Source organism: Micromonospora sp. USAFONa4, from assembly GCF_057197825.1.
Genome location: NZ_CM170072.1, coordinates 707,517 through 726,126, shown reverse-complemented (window position 1 = coordinate 726,126; position 18,610 = coordinate 707,517). Strand labels below are relative to the sequence as shown.

Here is an 18,610-nt window from a genome sequence, read left to right as displayed (position 1 = left end):
ACATCGGCCGAAGTGGATCCACAGTAGACGACTCGACAGGTTGGGACCAGGGACCGACGGGCCGGTCCGGGGACCTCAATCCGACACGCGGCTCAGACTTTCGGCCAGCGCGTCGGCGAGCCGGCCGTACGCCGCCCGCAGCACGTGCGGGGCACCCGCCGCGCCGGCCCGGTTGGCCGCCGCCAGGGCGTACGCGCGCACCAGGGCGGCCGGGTAAGTCTCGGCGTACGCCGCCGCGTCGGCCAGCGCCAGGGCGTCCGCCAGCGCGTCGGCGTTCGCGATGGCGTTGGCGTCGGCGAACGCCTCGGCGTTGGCCCCGGTGCTGAGGTCGGCGTAGTGCGCGGCGAACTCGACGACCTCGTCGGGGCCGTAGCCGTTGGCGGTCGCGTAGACCTCGGCGTTGGCGTACGCGACCGCCCGGGCCTCGGCGTACGGGTAGGCGGCCCGGTACAGCTCGCGCAGGGCGGGCCGGAGCGCGCCGCGCCACTCGTCGACCCTGACCCGGTCGCCGGCCAGCGCCCGCCGGTGCAGGTCACCCACCAGCCGGCCGGCGTCGCCGCCGTGTGTCGAGGCGAGCACGCGCGCCTGCCAGTCGTGCACCACCGGGAACGGCACCCGGCCGGCGAGCCGGTCGAGTTCCACGTCGATCCGCCGCCGCCAGTCCGGCGGGGTGGCCGGGTCGTGGCCCTCGGCGAGCGCGGCGAGCACCGTCGCCAGCCAGGCCGGTGGCCCCGGCGGACCGCTCATCCGTCCCACCTCGACGGCCCGTCCATGCCGGCGAGGAGGTCGTCGACGTCGTCGTCGGTCAGCGTGTCGAGGTAGCCCGCGCCGTCGGGCCCGGCCGGCGCGCCGGACCCCGCCGGTGCGGCGTCGGCGGGTGTCGCGCGGGTTCCCGCCCCGGCGGCGGTGACCGCGGCGGCCAGCCCGGCCACGGTGGGATCGTCGAAGAGCGTCCGGACCGGCAGGTCGATCCCGTACGTCGTCCAGACCCGGGCCATCAGCTGGGTGGCCTTCACGGAGTGCCCGCCCAGGACGAAGAAGTTGTCGGCCACCCCGACCGGGCCGGGCAGGCCCAGCAGGTCGGCCACCAGTCCCGCCAGCTCCCGCTCCAGCGGGCTGCGCGGGGCGACGGGCGGCTCGCCGGAGCCGGCACCCCGGCCCGGCGGTGGCAGGGCGCGCAGGTCCAGCTTGCCGCGGGAGGTGCGGGGCACCTCGGGCAGCGCCACGAGGACCGCCGGCACCATGTGCGCGGGCAGGAACCGGCGCGCGTACCCGGGCAGGTCCGCCGGCGGGTCGGCCGAGGGCGGGTCGGTGACCACGTACCCGACCAGCCGTACGCCGTCGTGCGCCACGTCGGACACGGCCGTCACGACCGCGTCGCGGACCTGCGGGTGGCCGCGCAGCACCGCCTCGACCTCCGCCGTCTCGACCCGGAAGCCCCGCACCTTCACCTGCCGGTCGGCCCGGCCCAGCGGCTCGATCCGCCCGCTCGGCAGCCAGCGGCCCAGGTCACCGCTGCGGTAGAGCCGGCCGCCGGGGGTGAACGGGTCGGGCACGAACCGCTCGGCGGTCCAGCCGGCCGCGTCGGCGTAGCCCCGGCCGACCCCCGCGCCGCCGATGCAGACCTCGCCGACCACGCCCGGCGGCACCGGCCGCAGCCACCGGTCCAGCACGTAGACCCGGCTGCCGGTGACGGCCGGGCCCAGGTCCGGCGGCGTCGACCCCGGCTCGACCTCGGCCCCGGTCGAGTAGACGGTCGTCTCGGTCGGACCGTAGAGGTTCCACAGGCGCGTGCCCGGCTCCGCGAGGGCGTCGGCGAGGGCCCGGGGCAGCGCCTCCCCGCCGCTGAGGCGCAGCCGCACCCCCGCCGGCACCCCGCCGGCCGCCACCAGCATCCGCCACGTCGTCGGGGTCGCCTGGAGCATCGTGGCCCCGGTCGTGGCGAGCAGCCGCCGCAGCCGGTTGCCGTCGATCACGTCGTCGTCGCCGGCGACCACCACCGGCGCACCGCACAGCAGCGGCAGGAGCAGGTCGAGCAGGGCGATGTCGAACGCGAACGGGCTCACCGAGAGGACCCGGTCGGCCGGCCCCAACGGGACCATCTCGCGGAACGCGTGCAGCAGGTGCGCCACCGCGCCCTGGGTGACGGTGACCGCCTTCGGCCGGCCGGTCGAGCCCGAGGTGAACAGCACGTACGCCGCCGCCGTCGCCGGCACCGCACACGGCGGCGCCACCGGCCGCGTCCCCGCGCCGGTTGGCTCCGGCCCGGCCAGGTCCAGCAGGGTCGTCGACGCGGCCAGCTCGGCCAGCAGCGGTGCCGGGACGCCGCCGCTGTCCGTGACGACCACCCGCACCCCGGCGTCGGCGAGCATCCCGCGCAACCGCCCCGGCGGGTGGGTCGGATCGAGCGGCAGGTACGCCGCCCCGACCCACCAGACGCCCAGCAGCGCCGGGAGCGGACGCGCTCCCCGGGGCAGGACGATGCCCACGGTCTCCTGGATTCGTACGCCGAGCCCGCGCAGCCCGGTGGCGATCCGGCCCGCGAGCCCGCGCACCTCGGCGCCGGTGAGGGTCGCGTCGTCGCCAGCGATCACCACCCGGTCGCCGGCGTCGACGTCGGCCACGAGCGCCGCCGCGGTGCACTCCGGCGGCGGGAGGGACCCGGAGCGGGCCGCCGGCCACACCCGGGTGACGAGGTCCGCCGTCGCGGGGGAGAGCAGGCCCACGTCGCAGACGCGGGTCTGCGGGGCGGTCGCCAGCGCGGCCAGGATCGCGCCCAGGGCGTCGGCCAACCGGCCCGCGCCGTCCGGGGTGAAGAGGTCGGTGAGGTAGCGCAGGCGCACCGTCAGCTCGTCCGGGCCGGCGACGGCGGCCAGCTCTAGCTCGAACTTGCCGGTGCCGGTGGGCACCAGCTCCGGCCGCCAGCGCAGCGCCCCCCGCTCCAGCGTCGGCAGGGCCTCCTCGACGGTGCACATCACCTGCACCAGCGGCGCCCGCGTCGGCTGCCGCTGCGGCCGGCACAGCTCGACCACCCGCGTGAACGGCAGGTCCTGGTGGGCCTGGGCGCGCGCGGTGGCGGCGTGCAGCCGGTCGAGCAGCTCGGCGAGCGTCGGGTCGCCGTGCAGCGTCGCCCGGATCGCGACGGTGTTGGCGAAGAGGCCCAGCATCGGCTCGGTCTCGATCCGGGTGCGCCCGGCCACGGGCACGCCGACGAGCACGTCGTCCGCGCCGCCGAGCCGGGACAGCAGGGCCGCGTACGCGGTCAGCAGGACGGTGAAGAGGGTGCTGCCCCGCGCCCCGGCCAGGCGGCGCAGCGCCACGGCCAGCTCCCCGTCGACCGGCACCGCGACCTCGGCGGCGGCCGGCGACAGCCGGTCGGGGTACGGGTGGTCGACCGGGAGCGGCACCTCCGGCGGCGCACCGGCCAGCTCGGCCGGCCAGAAGCGTTCCGCCTCGGCGTGGCCGCCCGCGTCGTCGTGCTCCCGCTCCCAGAGGGCGAAGTCCGCGTACTGCAGGGGCGGCTCGACGGAGCCGGGCGGCCGGCCGGCGCGCAGCGCCTCGTAGTCGGCGGAGAGCTCGTCGAGGAGCAGCCGCAACGACCAGCCGTCGACGATCGCGTGGTGCGCCACCAGCCCCAGGACGTGCCGCTGCGGGGCGAGCCGCAGCAGCCTGACCCGGGTCAGCGGGCCACGCTCCAGCGGCAGCGGGGCGCGGGCGTGTTCCCGCAGCGCGGCCCGGGCCGCGGCCTCCCGGTCCGCCTCGGGCAGCTCGTCCAGGGCCACGACCTCGATGGCGGTCGCGGGGGCGTCGTCGTCGATCACCTGGATCGGCCGCCCGCCGTTGGCCCGGAAGCGGGTCCGCAGGATCTCGTGCCGGGCGACCGCCGCCGCCCAGGCCCCGTCGAGCGCGGCGGTGTCCAACGGGCCGTCCAGCCACACCGCCCAGCCGACGTGGTAGGTCGGCTGGCCCGGGTCGAGCTGGTCGAGCAGCCACATCCGGCGTTGCGCGGCCGACGCCGGGAACTCGAACACGGCCATCTCAGCGCACCTGCCCGTCGACCGCGACGACCCGCAGTTCGGCGGTGTACCGGCCGTCGGGCCCGGTCAGCCAGAGCTGGTCCGGCGCGGGCAGCATCTCCACCACGCCGACCGTGGCGTCGTCGCCGCCGTGCCGGCGGGCCCGGCGGACCGACCGGGACACCAGGTCGACCGAGGCGAGGCTGGTCAGGTCGGCGTGCACCGGTTTCCGCTCGCCCGCGCAGCGCAGGAACACGTGCCGCGGCAGGCCGTGCTCGCCCGCCCAGGTGCGCGCCTGCCGGAACCGCAGCGCCTCGTCGCGGGTGTCGGCGAAGGCGAGGTCGGCGGCGGCGAACGTCCACGACTCGCGGCTGACCACGAGGGAGTCGATGGTGATCCGGGGCTGGTGCGCCGCCGGGGGCAGGACGCGGAAGAGCTGGGACAGCCCGGCGCCGACCACGTCGCCGAGGACGTGCATCAGGTCCACGTCGAAGCGCTCGTCGCGCGACCGTACCCGCAGCCCGCCGGCCACCTCGACCAGGTCGCACTCCCCGACGCGCAGGCTGCGGCGCGGGTCGTGCCCGAACGAGTCGTGCGCGAACACCAACCGGACGTCGTCGGGCCCGGCCAGCGCGTTGCTCTGCCTGGTCGGCACGCCGCCCTCCTGGCCGGTCTCGGCGGGATAGACCGCACCGGCGCCCACGTCGCGGGCCAGCGCGGCGCGCAGCGCGTCCGCCTCCGGGTGGTAGGCCACCCAGGTGGCGTAGCGCAGTGTGTTGACGCCCGGGTGCAGCTCGCCCAGTACCCACTCGTCGCCGGCCCGCATCAGGTCCGGGCTGTGCTGCCGCGCGGTCGGCCAGCCGGGCCGCCCCGGCGGGAAGGCGGCGGCCACCGCCGGTGCCAGCTCCGCCGCCGTGAGTCGGACCCGCCGCCGGTCCGGCGGTAGCACCAGCACGTCGGCCCAGCGCCGGTGCAGCGCGGCGGTCAGCAGGTCGGTCAGCCGTCGCGGCGGATGGAACAGCGCCTCGCCGGCCAACAGCCAGAAGTCGGCCAGCGGCACCACGTCGGTGCCCATCTCGGCGGCCCGGCGGCGGTAGATCTCCGCGCAGAGGCGGCGGTAGAGCGTCGCGCCGGCGGCGGTGAACCAGCGTGCGCTCTCCAGCACCAGGCCGAGCGCGTCGCGGATCCCGTCGAGGCTCGCCTCGCCGACGCCGACCGAGCCGGCCCGCAGGCACTCCTCGTAGACGGGGGTGCGCCCGGCGTACATCGTGCCGGCGCGCCGGGTGGCCGGGACGCCGGCCAGCCGGGTGAAGGTGGCTTCCAGGCCGGCCATCGCGCCGGTCAACCGCTCCGGGTCGCCGGCCGCCGAGGTGAGCGCGTCCCGGGCGGCGACCAACTCGTCCAGGGCGGCGAGCGCGGGTGCGCGCACGGCCTCGTCGGTGACCCGGGCCAGCCGGGCCCGCATGGTCCGCTCCGGCCGGGTGTCGTGCGGCGCCACCTCCGGCTGCCAGGCGATCCGGTGGGCCCCGGCCAACGTCTCCAGCACCTCGTGCACCTCCCGCGTCGAGCGCAGTCCCGAACCCGGCTCGGCCAGCACGGCCCGGGCGACCTCGTGCGCGTCGCGGACCCCGTCGCAGGCGCGCAGCACCGCCGCCTCGGCGTCGGTCAGCGCCACCGGCGGGGCGAGCGGCACCCGCAGTGTCGTCCCGGCCAGCTCCAGGAAGGGCATGAGCCGGGGTACGAGCCACGGGCGCAGCCGTCGCGCGTACGGGGCCAGCACGGCGGCGACCGCCCACCCCTCCAGGTAGACGGTCCGCTCGGCGAGCAGCGCCGGTGGGTCCGCGGGGTCGACCCGTACGCCGCCGCCCGGCTCGATCCGCGCCCAGCCGACCGGCCCGAAGAACCCGATCGTGTCGTTCTTGGCGCAGTAGCGCTGGAGGTAGCTGGTGACCAGCGCCTCGTGCTGGCGGTGCTTGGTGTTGCGGGTCGGGCTGCCCGGGCCCCGGCGCAGCAGCGCGTCGACGCCGGTGCGCAGGGCGTGCGGGTTCTGCCAGGCCACCGCCTCGCGGAAGCGGGGGTGGGCCGCCACCGCGTGCAGCGCGACCGCGAGCCGGCCGACCGCCTCCGGGTACGCCGCCGCGTACGCCGCCTCGGCGGCGGCGACGCCGGCCGGGTCCCCGTCGGCCCGGGCCGCCACCACCCGGTCGGCGGCGGCGGCGAGTTCCGCGTCGCCGAGCGGGGCCAGCAGGTCGACCGGGAGGCCCGCGCCCCGCAGGCAGACGGTCCGCCACAGCGCCCACCCGTCGGTCAGCCGGGCCAGGTGCGCCGGCAGGTCCCGCCCGCTGCGGTGCGGCACCCGGTCCCGGCGGCGCAGCGCCGGCCCGGCCTGTCCCCGGTGGCCGGTCGCCGCGTCGATCGCCGCCGCCGTCGCGGCCAGGGTCGGCGCCCGGTAGAACGGGCCCACGCCCAGTTCCACGCCGAACGCCTCGCGGATGCGGAACATCAGCCGGGTGGCGGTCAGCGAGTTGCCGCCGAGGGCGAAGAAGCTGCTCTCCCGCCCGATGCGCGCGGGCGGGCGCCCACCGGGCAGCAGCCGGGACCAGAGTCCGGCGAGCCGGTGCTCGGTCGGCGAGGCGGGCCCGGCGACGTCGGGATCCTCCTGGGCGGGGTCGGGTGCCGGCAGCGCCGCCCGGTCGACCTTCCCGTACGCGGTCAGCGGCAGCCGGTCGAGGACGACGAACCCGGCCGGCACCAGGTGGGCCGGCAGCCGGGCGGCGACGTGCTCGCGCAGGCTCGCCGGGGTCGGCGTCGCCGGGCCGGCCGGCGTGACGTAGCCGACCAGATGCCGCTCCGGCCCGTCGCCCCGTACGCCCACCGCCGCCGAGGCGACCTGCGGGTGCGCCCGGAGCGCCGCCTCCACCTCGCCCGGCTCGACCCGAAATCCCCGGATCTTCACCTGGTCGTCGCGGCGGCCGAGGAACTCCAGCACCCCGTCCGCGCGCCAGCGCACGACGTCACCCGTGCGGTAGAGGCGCTCGCCGGGCGCCTGCGGGTCCGGCACGAACGCCCGGGCGGTGGCCGCCGGGTCGCCGAGGTAGCCGCGGGCCAGCCCGTCGCCGCCGGTGTACAGCTCGCCGGCGACACCGACCGGCACCGGCCGCCCGCTGCCGTCGAGCACGTGGACGGTGGTCTGCGGCACGGGACGGCCGACCGGCACCGGGTCGCCCACCGGCCCGGCGCCGCTCATCAGGTGGCAACTGGTCAGCGTCGTGTTCTCCGTCGGCCCGTACGCGTTGACCAGCGGTAGCCCGTCGCGCGCGGCGAGCACGGCGCGGACCGCGCCCGGGTCGGCCACGTCGCCGCCGGTGAGCAGCTGCCGGACCCCCGCGAGGGACGTGACGTACTCCTCGGCGAGCTGCCGGAAGAGCCCGGACGTGAGGAGGGCGACGGTGACCCCGCCGTCGCGGATCAGCGCGGTCAGCCGGGTGAGGTCCACCGGGTCCGGGGGCGCGACCACCGCCGTGGCGCCGGTGAGCAGCGCGCCCCAGATCTCCCAGGTGGACGCGTCGAACGCGGTCGGGGCGAACTGGAGCAGCCGCTCGCCGGGCCCGAGGGTGGCGAAGTCGGGGCCGGTCACCAGCCGCACCACGCCCCGGTGGGTGATCCCGACCCGCTTGGGCGTGCCGGTCGAGCCGGAGGTGTGCAGGACGGCGGCGAGCTGCGACGGGTGGATCCGCCCCGGCGGCGGGCCGGCCGGCGCCGGCTCCACGGCGGGCGCGTCGACGTCCAGCACCCGGACCGGGCCCAGGTCCGGCAGGTCGGCGGCGGTCGCGGCGGCGGTGAGCAGCAGGCGGGTGCCGCTGGCCGCGAGGAGATTCGCGATCCGGGCGGGTGGGGCGGACGCGTCCACGGGAAGGTAGGCGCCGCCGGCCTTGAGCACGCCCAGCAGGGCCCGGATCAGCGGTTCGCCCCGGGGGAGCAGCACGGCGACGGGGGTTTCCCCGGCGACCCCGTGCCGGCGCAGCGTCCAGGCCAGCCGGTCGGCCGCCCGGTCCAGCTCCGCGTAGGTGACCGCGCGGTCACCGACCACCAGCGCGGTGGCGGCCGGGTCGTCGGCCACGCGGGCCGCGAAGACCTCGGGGACGGAGGCGTCGCGGGGGTAGGGCCGCCGGGTGGCGTTCCAGGCGGCGCGCAGCGGCGCCTCCCCGGCGGCGCCGAGGTCCAGGTCGGCCAGGCGGGCGTCCGGCCGCTGCGCCAACTCCAGCACGGTGCGGTGCAACTGCGCGAGGATCCGCCGCGCCGAGGCGTCCAGCAGCCTGGTGCCGTCCCACGTCACGCCCAGGCGCAGCTCCGACTCGTCGAACGCGTGCACCGTCAGCGGATAGCCGGGCATCCGGTGTACGCGGGCCGAGCGCCGGGCCCCCTCCGGCCCGCCCTCGGCCAGGGCGGTGGACAGCCGCTGCCGCTCGAACACCACCAGGCTGTCCAGCAGCGGCGTGTCGGGTGCCAGGCCCGCCTGGTCGAGGATGGTGTGCAGCGGCGTGAGCTGGTGCTCGCGGATCCGCCGGATCCGGCCCGCCACGTCGGCGAGGAGCCGCCGCACCGTCCACCCCGGATTGAGCCGGATCCGCAGCGGCACCGTGTTGAGCAGCAGTCCGAGGATCCGGTCGGCGTCCGGGACGCTGTCGTACCGGCAGGATCTCGTGACCGCGAAGGTGACGTCGTCGACCCCGCCGTAGCCGCCGCGCAGCAGCGCCCAGGCCGCGTGGACCACGGCGCTGACGCCGACGCCCGCTCCGGCGGCGGCGCGGAGCCGGTCGGAGTCCGGCCGGGTGACGACGACCTCGTGCGAGGCAGGCACGCCCCGTGTGCCGGGATCGGTGTCGAGGCGGCCCGGGAGCGCCCGCGGCATCGGGGCGCCCGCGAGGTACCCCTTCCAGAACGCGTCGCCGGTGCTCGGGTCGCGCGTGCCCCACCAGTGCACGAAGTCCGCGAACGGCGGCCGGCGCGGCGGATCCGGCACCCGGTCGGCCCGGCGCGCGGCGTAGTCGGCGAGGACCTCGTCGAGCAGCATCCGGGTGGAGCGGCCGTCGAGGATCGCGTGGTGGAAGGTGACGACGACGTGCTGGTCGCTCAGCGCGGTGACCCGGAGCAGGGGCGCCCGGCTCACGTCGAAGGGCTCGTACCTGTCGGTGGGGAGGAAGTCGTCGAGGGTCGTCTCCTGCCACCGCAGGTCCGGTGCCACGGTGGACCGGACAACCTGCGCCACGCCGTGGTCACCGTCGACCTCGAAGGCCGTACGCAGCACCGCGTGGCGCCGGGTCGCGGCCTGCCAGGCGGCGCTGAACGCGTCCCGGTCCGGTGGGCCGTCCCACCTGATCGTGACCTGCTGGACGTCCACCCCACCGGCGGGCTGCCGGAGCGTCTGCAGCACCAGCCCGCGTTGCACGGCGAGGGCCGGATACCGCTGGCAACTGTCGCTCATGCGCCCTCGTCCGGTGCGGCGTCAGCCGGTCGCGGCGTGCTCGTCCATCCAACGCCGCAACGATGCGGGCCGCATGTCCGTCCACACCTCGTCGATGTGGGCGAGGCACTCGGCGCGTGTCCCGGTGGTGCCCTCGCGCCGCCAGCCGGCGGGCACCTCCCGGTCGTCCCACCAGATCGAGAACTGTTCCTCGTCGTTGACGACCACGGCGTACGTCCGGGTGTCGTCGTCCTCAGCGCTCATCGGACCCCCTTCGCCGGGAAGGATTTCAGCCGCGTCGATTCCGTGTCAAGGATCGGTCGATCTTCCGACGTCACGCGGAGGTGGGCCGTACGACCGGCTCCGATTCCGCTGTGGACGGTGGTGGCGGCGGGTCGGCGCCGGCGCCGGTCCGCGGCGTCCGGGCGACCCAGCCGACGGCCGGGCCGGCGGCCAGCGCGCAGCCCACGAAGATCGCCGCGACGACCCACCAGCCCCAGCCGCCGGTCTGGATCGCGAGGAGGGTCAGGCCGACCGGCGCGAAGACGTCCGCCGCCGAGCTGATCGTCTGCGCCGTGCCGAGGTACACCCCGCGCGACGCGGCCGGCGGCACGTCGGTCTGGAAGAACCAGAGCGCCGCCGAGAACCACAGCTCGGTGGTGGTCACCAGCACCACGACGCCGAGGAGCGCGACGACGGTCCACCCGCCGCCGGTCCGACCCGCGAACGCGGCCAGCGGGCAGGCGAGCGCGGTGACCAGGGCGCCCCGGCGGATCAGGCGGGCCGCGCCGGGAAGCGAGTCGGCGCCGCGCGCCGCCGGCACCTGCAACGTGATCACCAGCACCGTGTTGAGGGCTAGCATCGCGCCGAGCAGCGGCTTGGGGGCGTCGGTGTGGGTGATCGCCCAGAGCGGCAGGATCTCGACGAGGATCACCGAGTGGAACATCATGACGGCGAGGAGCACGGCGCTCGTCGCGTAGGGCAGGTCCTTCAGCACCGCCCACCGCGAGGCGGTGGCCGCCCGCTCGTGCCGCACGACCGGCGCGGCCGGAAGCCGGGTCACGAGGGCGGCGTTGAGCAGTGACAACGCGGAGTTGAGCAGCACCATGGCGACGAGCGCGGCGGCGGAGTCGAACGCCAGCGCCACCGCGCCGAGACCGGTGCCGACGGTGAACCCGGCGTTGAGGTACGAGCGGGCGTACGCCATCGTCCGCACCCGGTCCCCGGCCGGCATGGCGGCGGCGGTGTAGATGGTGCGCCCGGCGTTGGCGAACGAGTCGGTGACGGCGGCCACCACCATCAGCACCACGAAGCCCGCGAACGACGTCACGAGCGGGTAGGCGGCGAACGTCAGCGCCGAGCCGAGCGCGCCGAGGGCCCAGGACCGCTGCCCGCCGATCCGGTCGGCGAGCGCGCCCAGCGGCAGCGAGGTGGCCACCCCGGCGAGCCCCGCGATCGAGAAGCCGATCCCGATCTGCACCGGGCTGAGCCCGAGGACCTCGGTGAAGAACACGATGCTGCCGGTGAGGAACGTGCCGCTGCCGACGGCGACCATGGCGGACTGGTACGCGATGGCCCGGGGCAGCCCGGGCGGCGGCAGGAGCCGGGACACGGCGAATCGGTGACCGTCCATGGTGCCGGTCAGGCTACCCGGGCGGTCGCCGCCGGAGCACCCATCGGACCGCGGACCCGGTCCGGTGCCGCAGGGAAGGCTCGCTGCCCTGCATCTGCCCACCGGCGGCGGGCAACCGGCGGCGGTCGATCGCCCGGCGCGCGCCCATGGCCGCCTGCCCCGTCGCTGAGCGAGATGCCAGTGTCACCTATGGTGGATGCTCATCGATACGGGGAGATCAATGATGTCTGTGAAGATTGCCGCCGCCGTGGCGGCCGGCCTCGGTTCGGTCGTGTTCTCGGTGGTCCCGGCGGTCGCCGCACCCAAGGTGCCGGACGTGACCGTGGACGTGACCAGCGAGCGCTTCATCCTGCCCAGCGACGGCTGGACCTCGGTGGATGCGGTGGCGCGCAACGCCGGCACCAGGGCCGCGGCGGGGGTCCGGCTGGTCTTCACCCTGCCCGAGCCTTTCCAGATCGGGCAGATCGCCACGACCAACGCATGGACCTGCGGCTTCGCCACGCCCACCGTCACTTGTGACCTGGTGGAGGACTTGGCCCCCGGGGCGTCGGCGCCCGCCGTCAACCTCACCGGATACCTCTACGGCGCGCCGGTCGGCGCGCCGGTCGAGGCCGTCGCCACGGTCTCCACCACGACGCCCGAGCAGGCCGTCGGCAACAACACGGACACCAAGCAGTTCCAGATTGTCGGCAAGGGCACGCTCCGCGGTGTGATCTGGAACGATCTGGACGCCGACGGCGTCCGCGAGGCGGGCGAGCCACTGGTCACCAACGTGGGGTTGAGCTTCTGGAGCGTCGACGACGACGACCATTACGGCTTCTCCAACTCCTACGACGGCACCTACCGCTTGGACGTCCCGGCGAAGCGCTACGTCGGCCGAGTCCAGCTGTACAAGAGCAGTTGGCGGTTCACCACGCCGAACGTCGGCGTCGACGACACCGTCGACTCGGACGTGGTGCAGGTCTCCGAAACCACCTACACCAGCAACGGTGAGACGGCGGTCCTGTCCGTGGTGGCGGGAGAGACCACGACGGTCGACATCGGAGTAGTGGCCAACAGCCCCACCTCGTGACCTGACTGGTGGGACGTCGCCCGCAGGACACCGACAGCCGTACGCGTCCCGTGAGCCGGACCGGCGACGACGGTGATCCGTCACGGGACGGCGTCCCACCATCTCGGCACGGTCGGTCAGCTCACCGGCCGGTGGCGCACTACCGGGAGCACCTTGCGGGCCCGACCCGCCGGTGACGCTGGTCGTCGCCATGGCCGTCCACCGGGGCCGGGCATCGCGCGCGCTGCAGCCGACCGGTCAGCCGCGACGGACCGTCACATTGCGCCGTCCGCCCGCAGCACGAGCCGGTCGGTGGTCCTCTCCCCGATGTACGTCAGGTCGGCGTCCCACCCGAGGCCGGGCACGGCGGGCACCTCGACGAGCCCGTCGGCGCTCACGATCGGGCGGGTGGTGACGTCACGGGCGTAGTACTTGTCGGAGCCGGAGACGTCCGAGGGGAGCGTGAAGCCGGCGAGCGCGCTCAGTGCGACGTTGGCGGCCCGGCCGATCCCGAACTCGTGCATGCCGCCGCACCACACTCCGACGCCGTGCTCGCGCGCGAGGTCGTGCGCCCGTACGGCGTGGGTCAGCCCACCCATCCGCGAGACCTTGACGTTGAGCACGCGTACGGCGCCCAGGCGCAGGGCGGTGACGAGGTCGTCCAGCTCCTCGACGGACTCGTCGAGACAGACGGGCGTGCCGATGCGTTCCTGCAGGGCGGCGTGCGCGACGAGTGCGCGCGGCGCGAACGGCTGCTCGATCATCAGCAGGCCCAGGCCGTCGAGTTCGGCCAGGACGGCCCGGTGTTCCTGGGTGTCGTCGTAGGCGCCGTTGGCATCGACGTGCAGCGGCACGTGCGGATGCGCCGCGCGTACGGCCCGCACCGGGTCGACGTCCCAGCCGGGCGCGATCTTGAGCTTGATCCTGCGGTAGCCCTCGTCGACGCGCAGCCGCACCTGCGCGAGGAGGTCGTCGACGGTGGGCTCGATCCCCAACGACACCCCCGCCTCGACGCTGCCGCGCGTGCCGCCCAGCGCGTGCGCGAGGGAGCTGCCCTCGGCGGCCGACCACAGGGCCCAGGCGGCGATGTCGAAGCCGGCGCGGGCGAAGTGGTTGCCCCGGACCCGGCCGAGCGTCGCGGCCAGGTCCGCCGGGTGCTCCCAGTCGGTACGCAGGACCAGCGGCGCGAGGTGGTCGCGGGCGACCGCCCAGCAGCTCTCGACGGTCTCGGCGCAGTAGAACGGGCCGCTCGGCGACGCGATCTCGCCCCACCCGACGGCGCCGTCGGTGTCGGTGAGCGCGACCAGGATGTGCTCCAGCTCCCGTTTGGCGTGGGAGCTGGTCTGGAACCGGTGCACGAGCGGCAGCCGTACCCGGCGCAGCTCCACCGCCTCGATCCGCCTCACGCCGTCACCTCGCCGTGCCGGCGATCCCCGGCCGGCTCGTGGGCGGCCCCTCCGCCTCGCCTGCGGTCGGTCACGTTTCCTCCTGGTAGAGATCGAGTTCGGCGGCGAGGGCGTCGCGCTCGCGCAGGCGGCGGCCGGCCCCCTTCGAACTGGCGATGGTCAGGGTGGCGAGCAGGTGCAGGGCGAGCACCACGGAGGTGGGGGAGTTCGCGTAGGAGGCGCTGTCGGTGCCGATGACGATGCGGACGGCGGCGGTCTCGGCCAGCGGCGCGTCCTCGGCGTCGGTGACGAGGACCAGTTGGCCGCCGTGGCGGACGTAGGCGGAGGCGACGTCGATGGTCTCTCGCCGGTAGCGCGCCATGCAGACGGCCACGAGCAGGTCGCCCTGGCGGATGTCGCTGAGCACGTCGAGGGGCCGCAGCGCCGCGCCGTCGACGAGGTGTACGCCGGAGAGCCCGGCGCTGAGGTCGGCGGCGAGCAGGGACGCGAAGCCGAGCGACTTGCCGTGGCCGAGCAGGTACCGCCGGCGGGCCGACACGATGAGCGCCGCGGCCCGCTCGATGGCGTCCTGCTCGGCGGCCCACGCCAGCGCCTTGGCGAACTCGCTGCGTTGCTGCTCCAGGACCCGCTGCTTGAGCACCTGCGCGGACCTGCGCTGCACGTTGCGGTCGAAGCGCTCCGCGGGGGTCGATCTCTTCGTGGTCATGCCTCAATCCTGTGCGAACAGGTAGCTGACGCGACCGGGGGTGTCCGCCCGCCGCGCGACGCCGACGAGCCGCCCGCCCGCGGCGAACCGGCCGGCCAGCTCCAGGCGCAGCCGCGCCCGGTCGTCGGGCCCCCGGGCGGCGGTACGGTCGTCGGCGGGCGAGTCGACGGCCGCGTGCCCGTGCCCCGGCGCCCAGGTGCTGCCGTCCCCGGGACGGTCGAGGTCCCACCGGACCAGGACCCGGTCGCTGTCGCCGTCGTCGTAGAAGTCGGGCAGGAAGCGGATCCCGACGGCGCCCAGCACGTTCAGGTTGAAGTGGACGTTGCGCAGCGCGTACGGGTCGAAGGTCCACCGCATCGTGTGCACGCCCGCGCGTCGTGCGGCCTCGGCCTGGGCGTGCTTGAGCAGGCGGCCGACGCCGCGCCCCTGCGCCCGCGCGTCGACGACGGCCGCCTGCGAGTAGTGGTAGAGCTCGCCGTGCTCGACGCCGGTGAAGCCGTAGCAGAAGCCGACGAGGGAGCCGTCCCCGTCGAACGCGCCGACCGCGGTCCCGGCGTTCTCGCCCAGCGCGGCCAGGAGGCGGGGGCTGACGGCGTGCTCGGGGCCCTCGTAACCGAAGACGCTCCGGTAGAGCGCCGAGGCCGCCGTCCACTCGGCGAGCCCGGCGAGGTCACGCGCCACGATCCCTTGCGTGTCAGCGGTCATCAGCCACTCCCTAGCAATGATATCGATCGTATGTTGCCCATGCTGCCGTTGATAGCGCCCGTTGACAAGGTGTTCGAGTGAAACATATGGTCCGCATATGTCGTCCTCGGGATCCAGTGCCGCGCTCGACGCGCTGCACCGCTACACGCTGCACGAGTCGCCGACCGGTGACCGGCGGGCGCTGGCCGCGCTGGCCGACGTGCTCGACGCCGACGCCGCCCGCGCCGGCTTCGACACCGCCCGGGTGCCGCACCCGAGCGGCGACCATCTGGTCTGGACCCTCCCGGCGCGAGAGGTCCCGGGCGACCCGGTGCTGCTGCTGACCCACTACGACACCGTCTGGCCGGTCGGCACGCTGTCCGGCATGCCGTGGTCCGTCGAGGGGGACGTCGTCCGCGGCCCGGGCGTCTACGACACCAAGGCCGGGATCGTCGCACTGCTCGCGGCGGCGGCACGCGTCGAGCGGCGGGGCACGCCGCACCCCGAGATCCGGGTCCTCGTCGTCGCCGACGAGGAGATCGGCTCGCCCACCGCCACCGGGCTGGTCCGGGCCGAGGCGGCCCGGGCCCGCGCGGTGCTCGGCCTGGAACCGCCGCACCCCGGCGGCGACCTCAAGACCGGCCGGCGCGGCAGCACCCGGGTCCGCATCGAGGTCACCGGGGTCGAGGCGCACGCCGCGCTCGACCCGGACGCCGGCGTCAACGCCATCGACGAGCTCGTCGACCAGCTCGTGCGGCTCCGCGCACTCGTGCGGGGCCGGCCGGTCCTGCTCAACACCGGCACCATCGCCGGCGGGGGGCGGACCAACGTGGTGGCCGGCGCGGCCCACGCCGAGCTGGGACTGCGCTTCACCGACCCGGACGACGAGGACGCCGTCCTCGCCGGCCTGCGGTCGCTGCGCCCGGTACAAGACCGCGCCCGGCTCGACGCCCGGCTGCTCTCGCACCGGCCCACCTGGCGGCCGGACGAGGCGGGGGCGCACCTGCTCGACCGGATCGTCGACATCGCCGCCGGCGTCGGTCAACGCCTCGCCGGTCGACCGGCGGACGGCGCCGCCGACACCAACACGACGGGTGCCCTCGGCCGCCCCACCGTCGACGGGCTCGCCCCGCCCGGGGGCGGCGCCCACGCCCGGCACGAGTGGGTCTCGGCGGCCGGCATCGACGCGCGCATCGACCTGCTGGCAGCGCTGTTCACCGGCCTCCACACCGAGGCCGCGTCCCAGGGGGACGGCGCCTGACCCGGGCACGCGCCCCCGACAGCCGGGACGGCCGGCCCGCCCGGCGCGCGCAGGTCAGTGCGGTCCGGCGTACCGCGTGGCGCGACCTGGCCCGCCGCGCGCCGGATCGGCGCGACCCGGTGTACCGCGTCGTGGGTCAGCGCGATCCGGCGCGCCGCGTGCGGATCAGCGCGACCAGCCCCACGGCGATCAGCACCAGTCCGAGCGCTCCGGCCGCCACGAGGTAGGTCCCCACGGCGCCGGCGCGGCCGGTCCCGTCGCTGGCGGCGCGGGCCGTCGGCCCGGACGTGGTGGGCGGCGCGGAGGAAGGAACGGCCGCCGGCAGCGGGTAGCGCCGGACCACGGGCAGCGTCCCCGGCGGCTGGTCGGCGGTCTCGGACACGGTGAGCAGGGAGCGCCCGTCGCGGCTGTAGGTGACCGACTCGCCCTGCGGTTCGTCCGGCAGCGCGACGATCCGTGGCGTCCCGCCGGTCAACGCGGCGACCACGTCGCCGTCGGTCACGTCGAACTCGTACGCGTCCGCGTAGGTGCGCAGGACGATCCGGCGCCCGTCCGGTGCGGTGGCGCCGCCGGTGACCGCCGTGCGACCGAGCACCCCGAACGGGTTGCTCGTCGTGGAGGCCGGCAGCCGGACCTGTCCCACCTTCACCAGCGGTGTCGTCGCACCCGGACGCGGGGCGGCGCTCGGGGCGTACAGGTTGGCCGAGTACTTGGAGATGACCACCGGCCGGTCGTCGCCGGTCACGAGCAGGGCCTCCGCGTCGTGCGGGCCGTCGGGATAGGTCATGCGGTACAGGACCGGCCGGTCGGCCCCCGGCGGCAGCTTCCACACCGCGATCGTCTGCCGGGACCGGTCGTTGTCCCCGATGTCGGCCACCCAGACCGTGCCGTCGGCCCCGACGGCGAGGTCCTCGGTGTCGCGCGGCCGGGACGGATAGGACACGGTCCGCACCACGGAGCACCGGTCGTCCAGGAAGAAGATGCGGCGGCGGGCCTCGTCGTCCGCGCCGTCGTTGATCATGACGAGGCCGCCGTCCGTCGCGGCCATGCCGGAGATCTCGCTCAGCCGGCCACCACGCACCTCGCACACCGGCGTCCCGGGGACCGCAGCTGGTGTCGGGTCGGCCACGGCCGCACCGGGGGCCGTCGCGACGGCGAGGACGACGACCGTCCCCGCCGCGACCCGCAGCCTCCGGGTCCGGTTGCCTCGTCGCCTCACCAGCAGTCCCTTCAGTGCCGGTCCGCCCCGCCCGGCCGACCGGCGCGGTTCGCGGACCGGCGGTCCACCCCTGCCGGCCGGGCGCCGGGTGCCGTGACCGGCTGTCGTCCGCCCGGCTCCGGTGCGTCGCCGGCCCCACGTCAGCGGCGTCCGGGCGCGTGACCAGGGAATGAGTGTATGACCCGGGGACGCGGCCCCGGTCACGGCCCGCCGTGGCGGCGACCTGGCCCGCCGCCGTCGCCGCGACCGGAGCCGGTGGCGCCGCCGTCCGCCCGCACCCGCCCGGACGGGGCGGCGCCGGGCCGACACCGGCGGCGTACGCTGCCGCGATGACCGCACCGGCCCGCATCCTCGTCTACGGGGTGTACGGCGCCGGCAAGTCCACGCTGGCGGCGCGGCTGGCCGAGCGGCTCGGGTCGCCGTGGCACCCGGTCGACGACCTGCTGTGGCAGCCGGGCTGGGTGGAGGTGCCGGTCACGGAGCAGCGCAGCCGGATCGAGGCGGTCTGCCGCCGCGACCGCTGGATCCTCGACGGGGCGTACCACGGGTGGCGCGACGTGGTGCTGGCACGCGCCGACCTGGTCGTCGGCCTGGACTATCCACGCTGGCTCTCCTTCTGGCGGCTGCTGCGGCGTACCGTCCGCCGGCTGGTCAGCGGCGAGGAGATCTGCAACGGCAACCGCGAGTCGCTGCGCAGCGTGCTGTCCCGGGAGTCGATCCTGGTGTGGCACGTCACCGCGTTCGGCCGGGCCCGGCGGCGGATGCGCGCCTGGCAGGCCGATCCGGCCGGGCCGCCGGTGCTGCTGTTCCGCTCCCCGGCGGCCCTGGAGCGCTGGCTGTCCGATCTCACCCGACGATGAGGACCGGCCCCGGCAAGCCCGGCACGACCGTCGGAACCGGCCCACACCGGTGGCGGACTCCGGCCGACCGTGGCGTCGGCGCCGCTGGCCCGGTGCCGCGCACGGATGGACGGACACCATTGCCTCGGTCTCGATGATCACCTAGGTTTCACACGATCGCACCCAGCCGCACCGAGCACTCCCCGGCTCTGGCCAGGCAGCGAGACAGCACCGATCGCGCCGCTGAAGTGACTTAGGAGCTCACCGTGGCACAGCACCCCTCCCGAAGAACGTTCCCCTCCCGTCGGCGAACACCGGCCCGTCTGGTCGC

Annotated in this window: 12 protein-coding genes; 3 read left to right on the top strand and 9 right to left on the bottom strand. The window is 75.9% G+C overall.

All coding sequences use genetic code 11. The features are described 5' to 3' along the window. Positions 1-75: 75 nt before the first annotated feature. The 5 genes from AC0OO9_RS02880 to AC0OO9_RS02860 all read right to left on the bottom strand — a co-directional run bounded on the left by AC0OO9_RS02880 (position 76) and on the right by AC0OO9_RS02860 (position 11,113). On the bottom strand, positions 76-747 hold the full coding sequence (locus AC0OO9_RS02880) for a hypothetical protein (protein ID WP_484515330.1): 672 nt from the start codon (positions 745-747) through the stop codon (positions 76-78). Continuing rightward, complete coding sequence (locus AC0OO9_RS02875; protein ID WP_484515328.1) at positions 744-4,037, bottom strand: non-ribosomal peptide synthetase; 3,294 nt, start codon at positions 4,035-4,037, stop codon at positions 744-746. The genes AC0OO9_RS02880 and AC0OO9_RS02875 overlap by 4 nt, the downstream gene beginning before the upstream one ends. A gap of 1 nt (position 4,038) precedes the next feature. Next, entirely contained in the window at positions 4,039-9,501 is a 5,463-nt protein-coding gene (locus tag AC0OO9_RS02870; protein ID WP_484515326.1) for a non-ribosomal peptide synthetase, read from the bottom strand. A 21-nt stretch (positions 9,502-9,522) separates the two neighbouring features. Then, positions 9,523-9,744 (bottom strand): MbtH family protein, encoded by a 222-nt coding sequence (locus AC0OO9_RS02865; RefSeq protein ID WP_132240715.1) that lies wholly within the window; start codon positions 9,742-9,744, stop codon positions 9,523-9,525. Between the two features lie 70 nt (positions 9,745-9,814). Then, a complete protein-coding gene (locus AC0OO9_RS02860; RefSeq protein ID WP_484515325.1) occupies positions 9,815-11,113 on the bottom strand; it encodes an MFS transporter in 1,299 nt (432 codons plus the stop codon). Between the two features lie 223 nt (positions 11,114-11,336). Between AC0OO9_RS02860 and AC0OO9_RS02855 the strand changes: the two genes are divergently transcribed. Next, a complete protein-coding gene (locus AC0OO9_RS02855) occupies positions 11,337-12,185 on the top strand; it encodes an SdrD B-like domain-containing protein (RefSeq protein WP_484515323.1) in 849 nt (282 codons plus the stop codon). Between the two features lie 254 nt (positions 12,186-12,439). Here AC0OO9_RS02855 and menC read toward each other — a convergent pair whose 3' ends face one another. The 3 genes from menC to AC0OO9_RS02840 form a co-directional block, all read right to left on the bottom strand. Further along, positions 12,440-13,570 (bottom strand): o-succinylbenzoate synthase, encoded by a 1,131-nt coding sequence (gene menC, locus AC0OO9_RS02850; RefSeq protein WP_484515321.1) that lies wholly within the window; start codon positions 13,568-13,570, stop codon positions 12,440-12,442. 70 nt (positions 13,571-13,640) lie between these two features. Beyond that, entirely contained in the window at positions 13,641-14,276 is a 636-nt protein-coding gene (locus tag AC0OO9_RS02845) for a MurR/RpiR family transcriptional regulator (protein WP_484515319.1), read from the bottom strand. 3 nt (positions 14,277-14,279) lie between these two features. After that, a complete protein-coding gene (locus AC0OO9_RS02840) occupies positions 14,280-14,981 on the bottom strand; it encodes a GNAT family N-acetyltransferase (protein WP_484515317.1) in 702 nt (233 codons plus the stop codon). A gap of 97 nt (positions 14,982-15,078) precedes the next feature. On the opposite strand from AC0OO9_RS02840, the gene AC0OO9_RS02835 reads away from it, so the two are divergent. Beyond that, on the top strand, positions 15,079-16,221 hold the full coding sequence (locus AC0OO9_RS02835; RefSeq protein WP_484515315.1) for a M20/M25/M40 family metallo-hydrolase: 1,143 nt from the start codon (positions 15,079-15,081) through the stop codon (positions 16,219-16,221). Between the two features lie 136 nt (positions 16,222-16,357). On the opposite strand, the gene AC0OO9_RS02830 is transcribed toward AC0OO9_RS02835, so the two are convergent. Next, positions 16,358-17,440 carry a hypothetical protein gene (locus AC0OO9_RS02830; protein ID WP_484515313.1) on the bottom strand — a complete coding sequence of 361 codons (1,083 nt, stop codon included), beginning with the start codon at positions 17,438-17,440 and terminating at the stop codon, positions 16,358-16,360. Between the two features lie 329 nt (positions 17,441-17,769). Between AC0OO9_RS02830 and AC0OO9_RS02825 the strand changes: the two genes are divergently transcribed. Beyond that, positions 17,770-18,300 carry a P-loop NTPase family protein gene (locus AC0OO9_RS02825; protein WP_484515311.1) on the top strand — a complete coding sequence of 177 codons (531 nt, stop codon included), beginning with the start codon at positions 17,770-17,772 and terminating at the stop codon, positions 18,298-18,300. Positions 18,301-18,610: the final 310 nt, after the last annotated feature.

Excerpts from the sequence above, each read along its gene's own strand:
- AC0OO9_RS02845 (WP_484515319.1), bottom strand. The coding sequence starts at position 14,276 with ATGACCACGAAGAGATCGACCCCCGCGGAGCGCTTCGACCGCAACGTG.
- AC0OO9_RS02880 (WP_484515330.1), bottom strand. The coding sequence starts at position 747 with ATGAGCGGTCCGCCGGGGCCACCGGCCTGGCTGGCGACGGTGCTCGCC.
- AC0OO9_RS02825 (WP_484515311.1), top strand. The coding sequence starts at position 17,770 with ATGACCGCACCGGCCCGCATCCTCGTCTACGGGGTGTACGGCGCCGGC.
- AC0OO9_RS02855 (WP_484515323.1), top strand. The coding sequence starts at position 11,337 with ATGTCTGTGAAGATTGCCGCCGCCGTGGCGGCCGGCCTCGGTTCGGTC.
- AC0OO9_RS02835 (WP_484515315.1), top strand. The coding sequence starts at position 15,079 with ATGTCGTCCTCGGGATCCAGTGCCGCGCTCGACGCGCTGCACCGCTAC.
- AC0OO9_RS02865 (WP_132240715.1), bottom strand. The coding sequence starts at position 9,744 with ATGAGCGCTGAGGACGACGACACCCGGACGTACGCCGTGGTCGTCAAC.
- AC0OO9_RS02870 (WP_484515326.1), bottom strand. The coding sequence starts at position 9,501 with ATGAGCGACAGTTGCCAGCGGTATCCGGCCCTCGCCGTGCAACGCGGG.
- AC0OO9_RS02875 (WP_484515328.1), bottom strand. The coding sequence starts at position 4,037 with ATGGCCGTGTTCGAGTTCCCGGCGTCGGCCGCGCAACGCCGGATGTGG.
- AC0OO9_RS02860 (WP_484515325.1), bottom strand. The coding sequence starts at position 11,113 with ATGGACGGTCACCGATTCGCCGTGTCCCGGCTCCTGCCGCCGCCCGGG.
- AC0OO9_RS02840 (WP_484515317.1), bottom strand. The coding sequence starts at position 14,981 with ATGACCGCTGACACGCAAGGGATCGTGGCGCGTGACCTCGCCGGGCTC.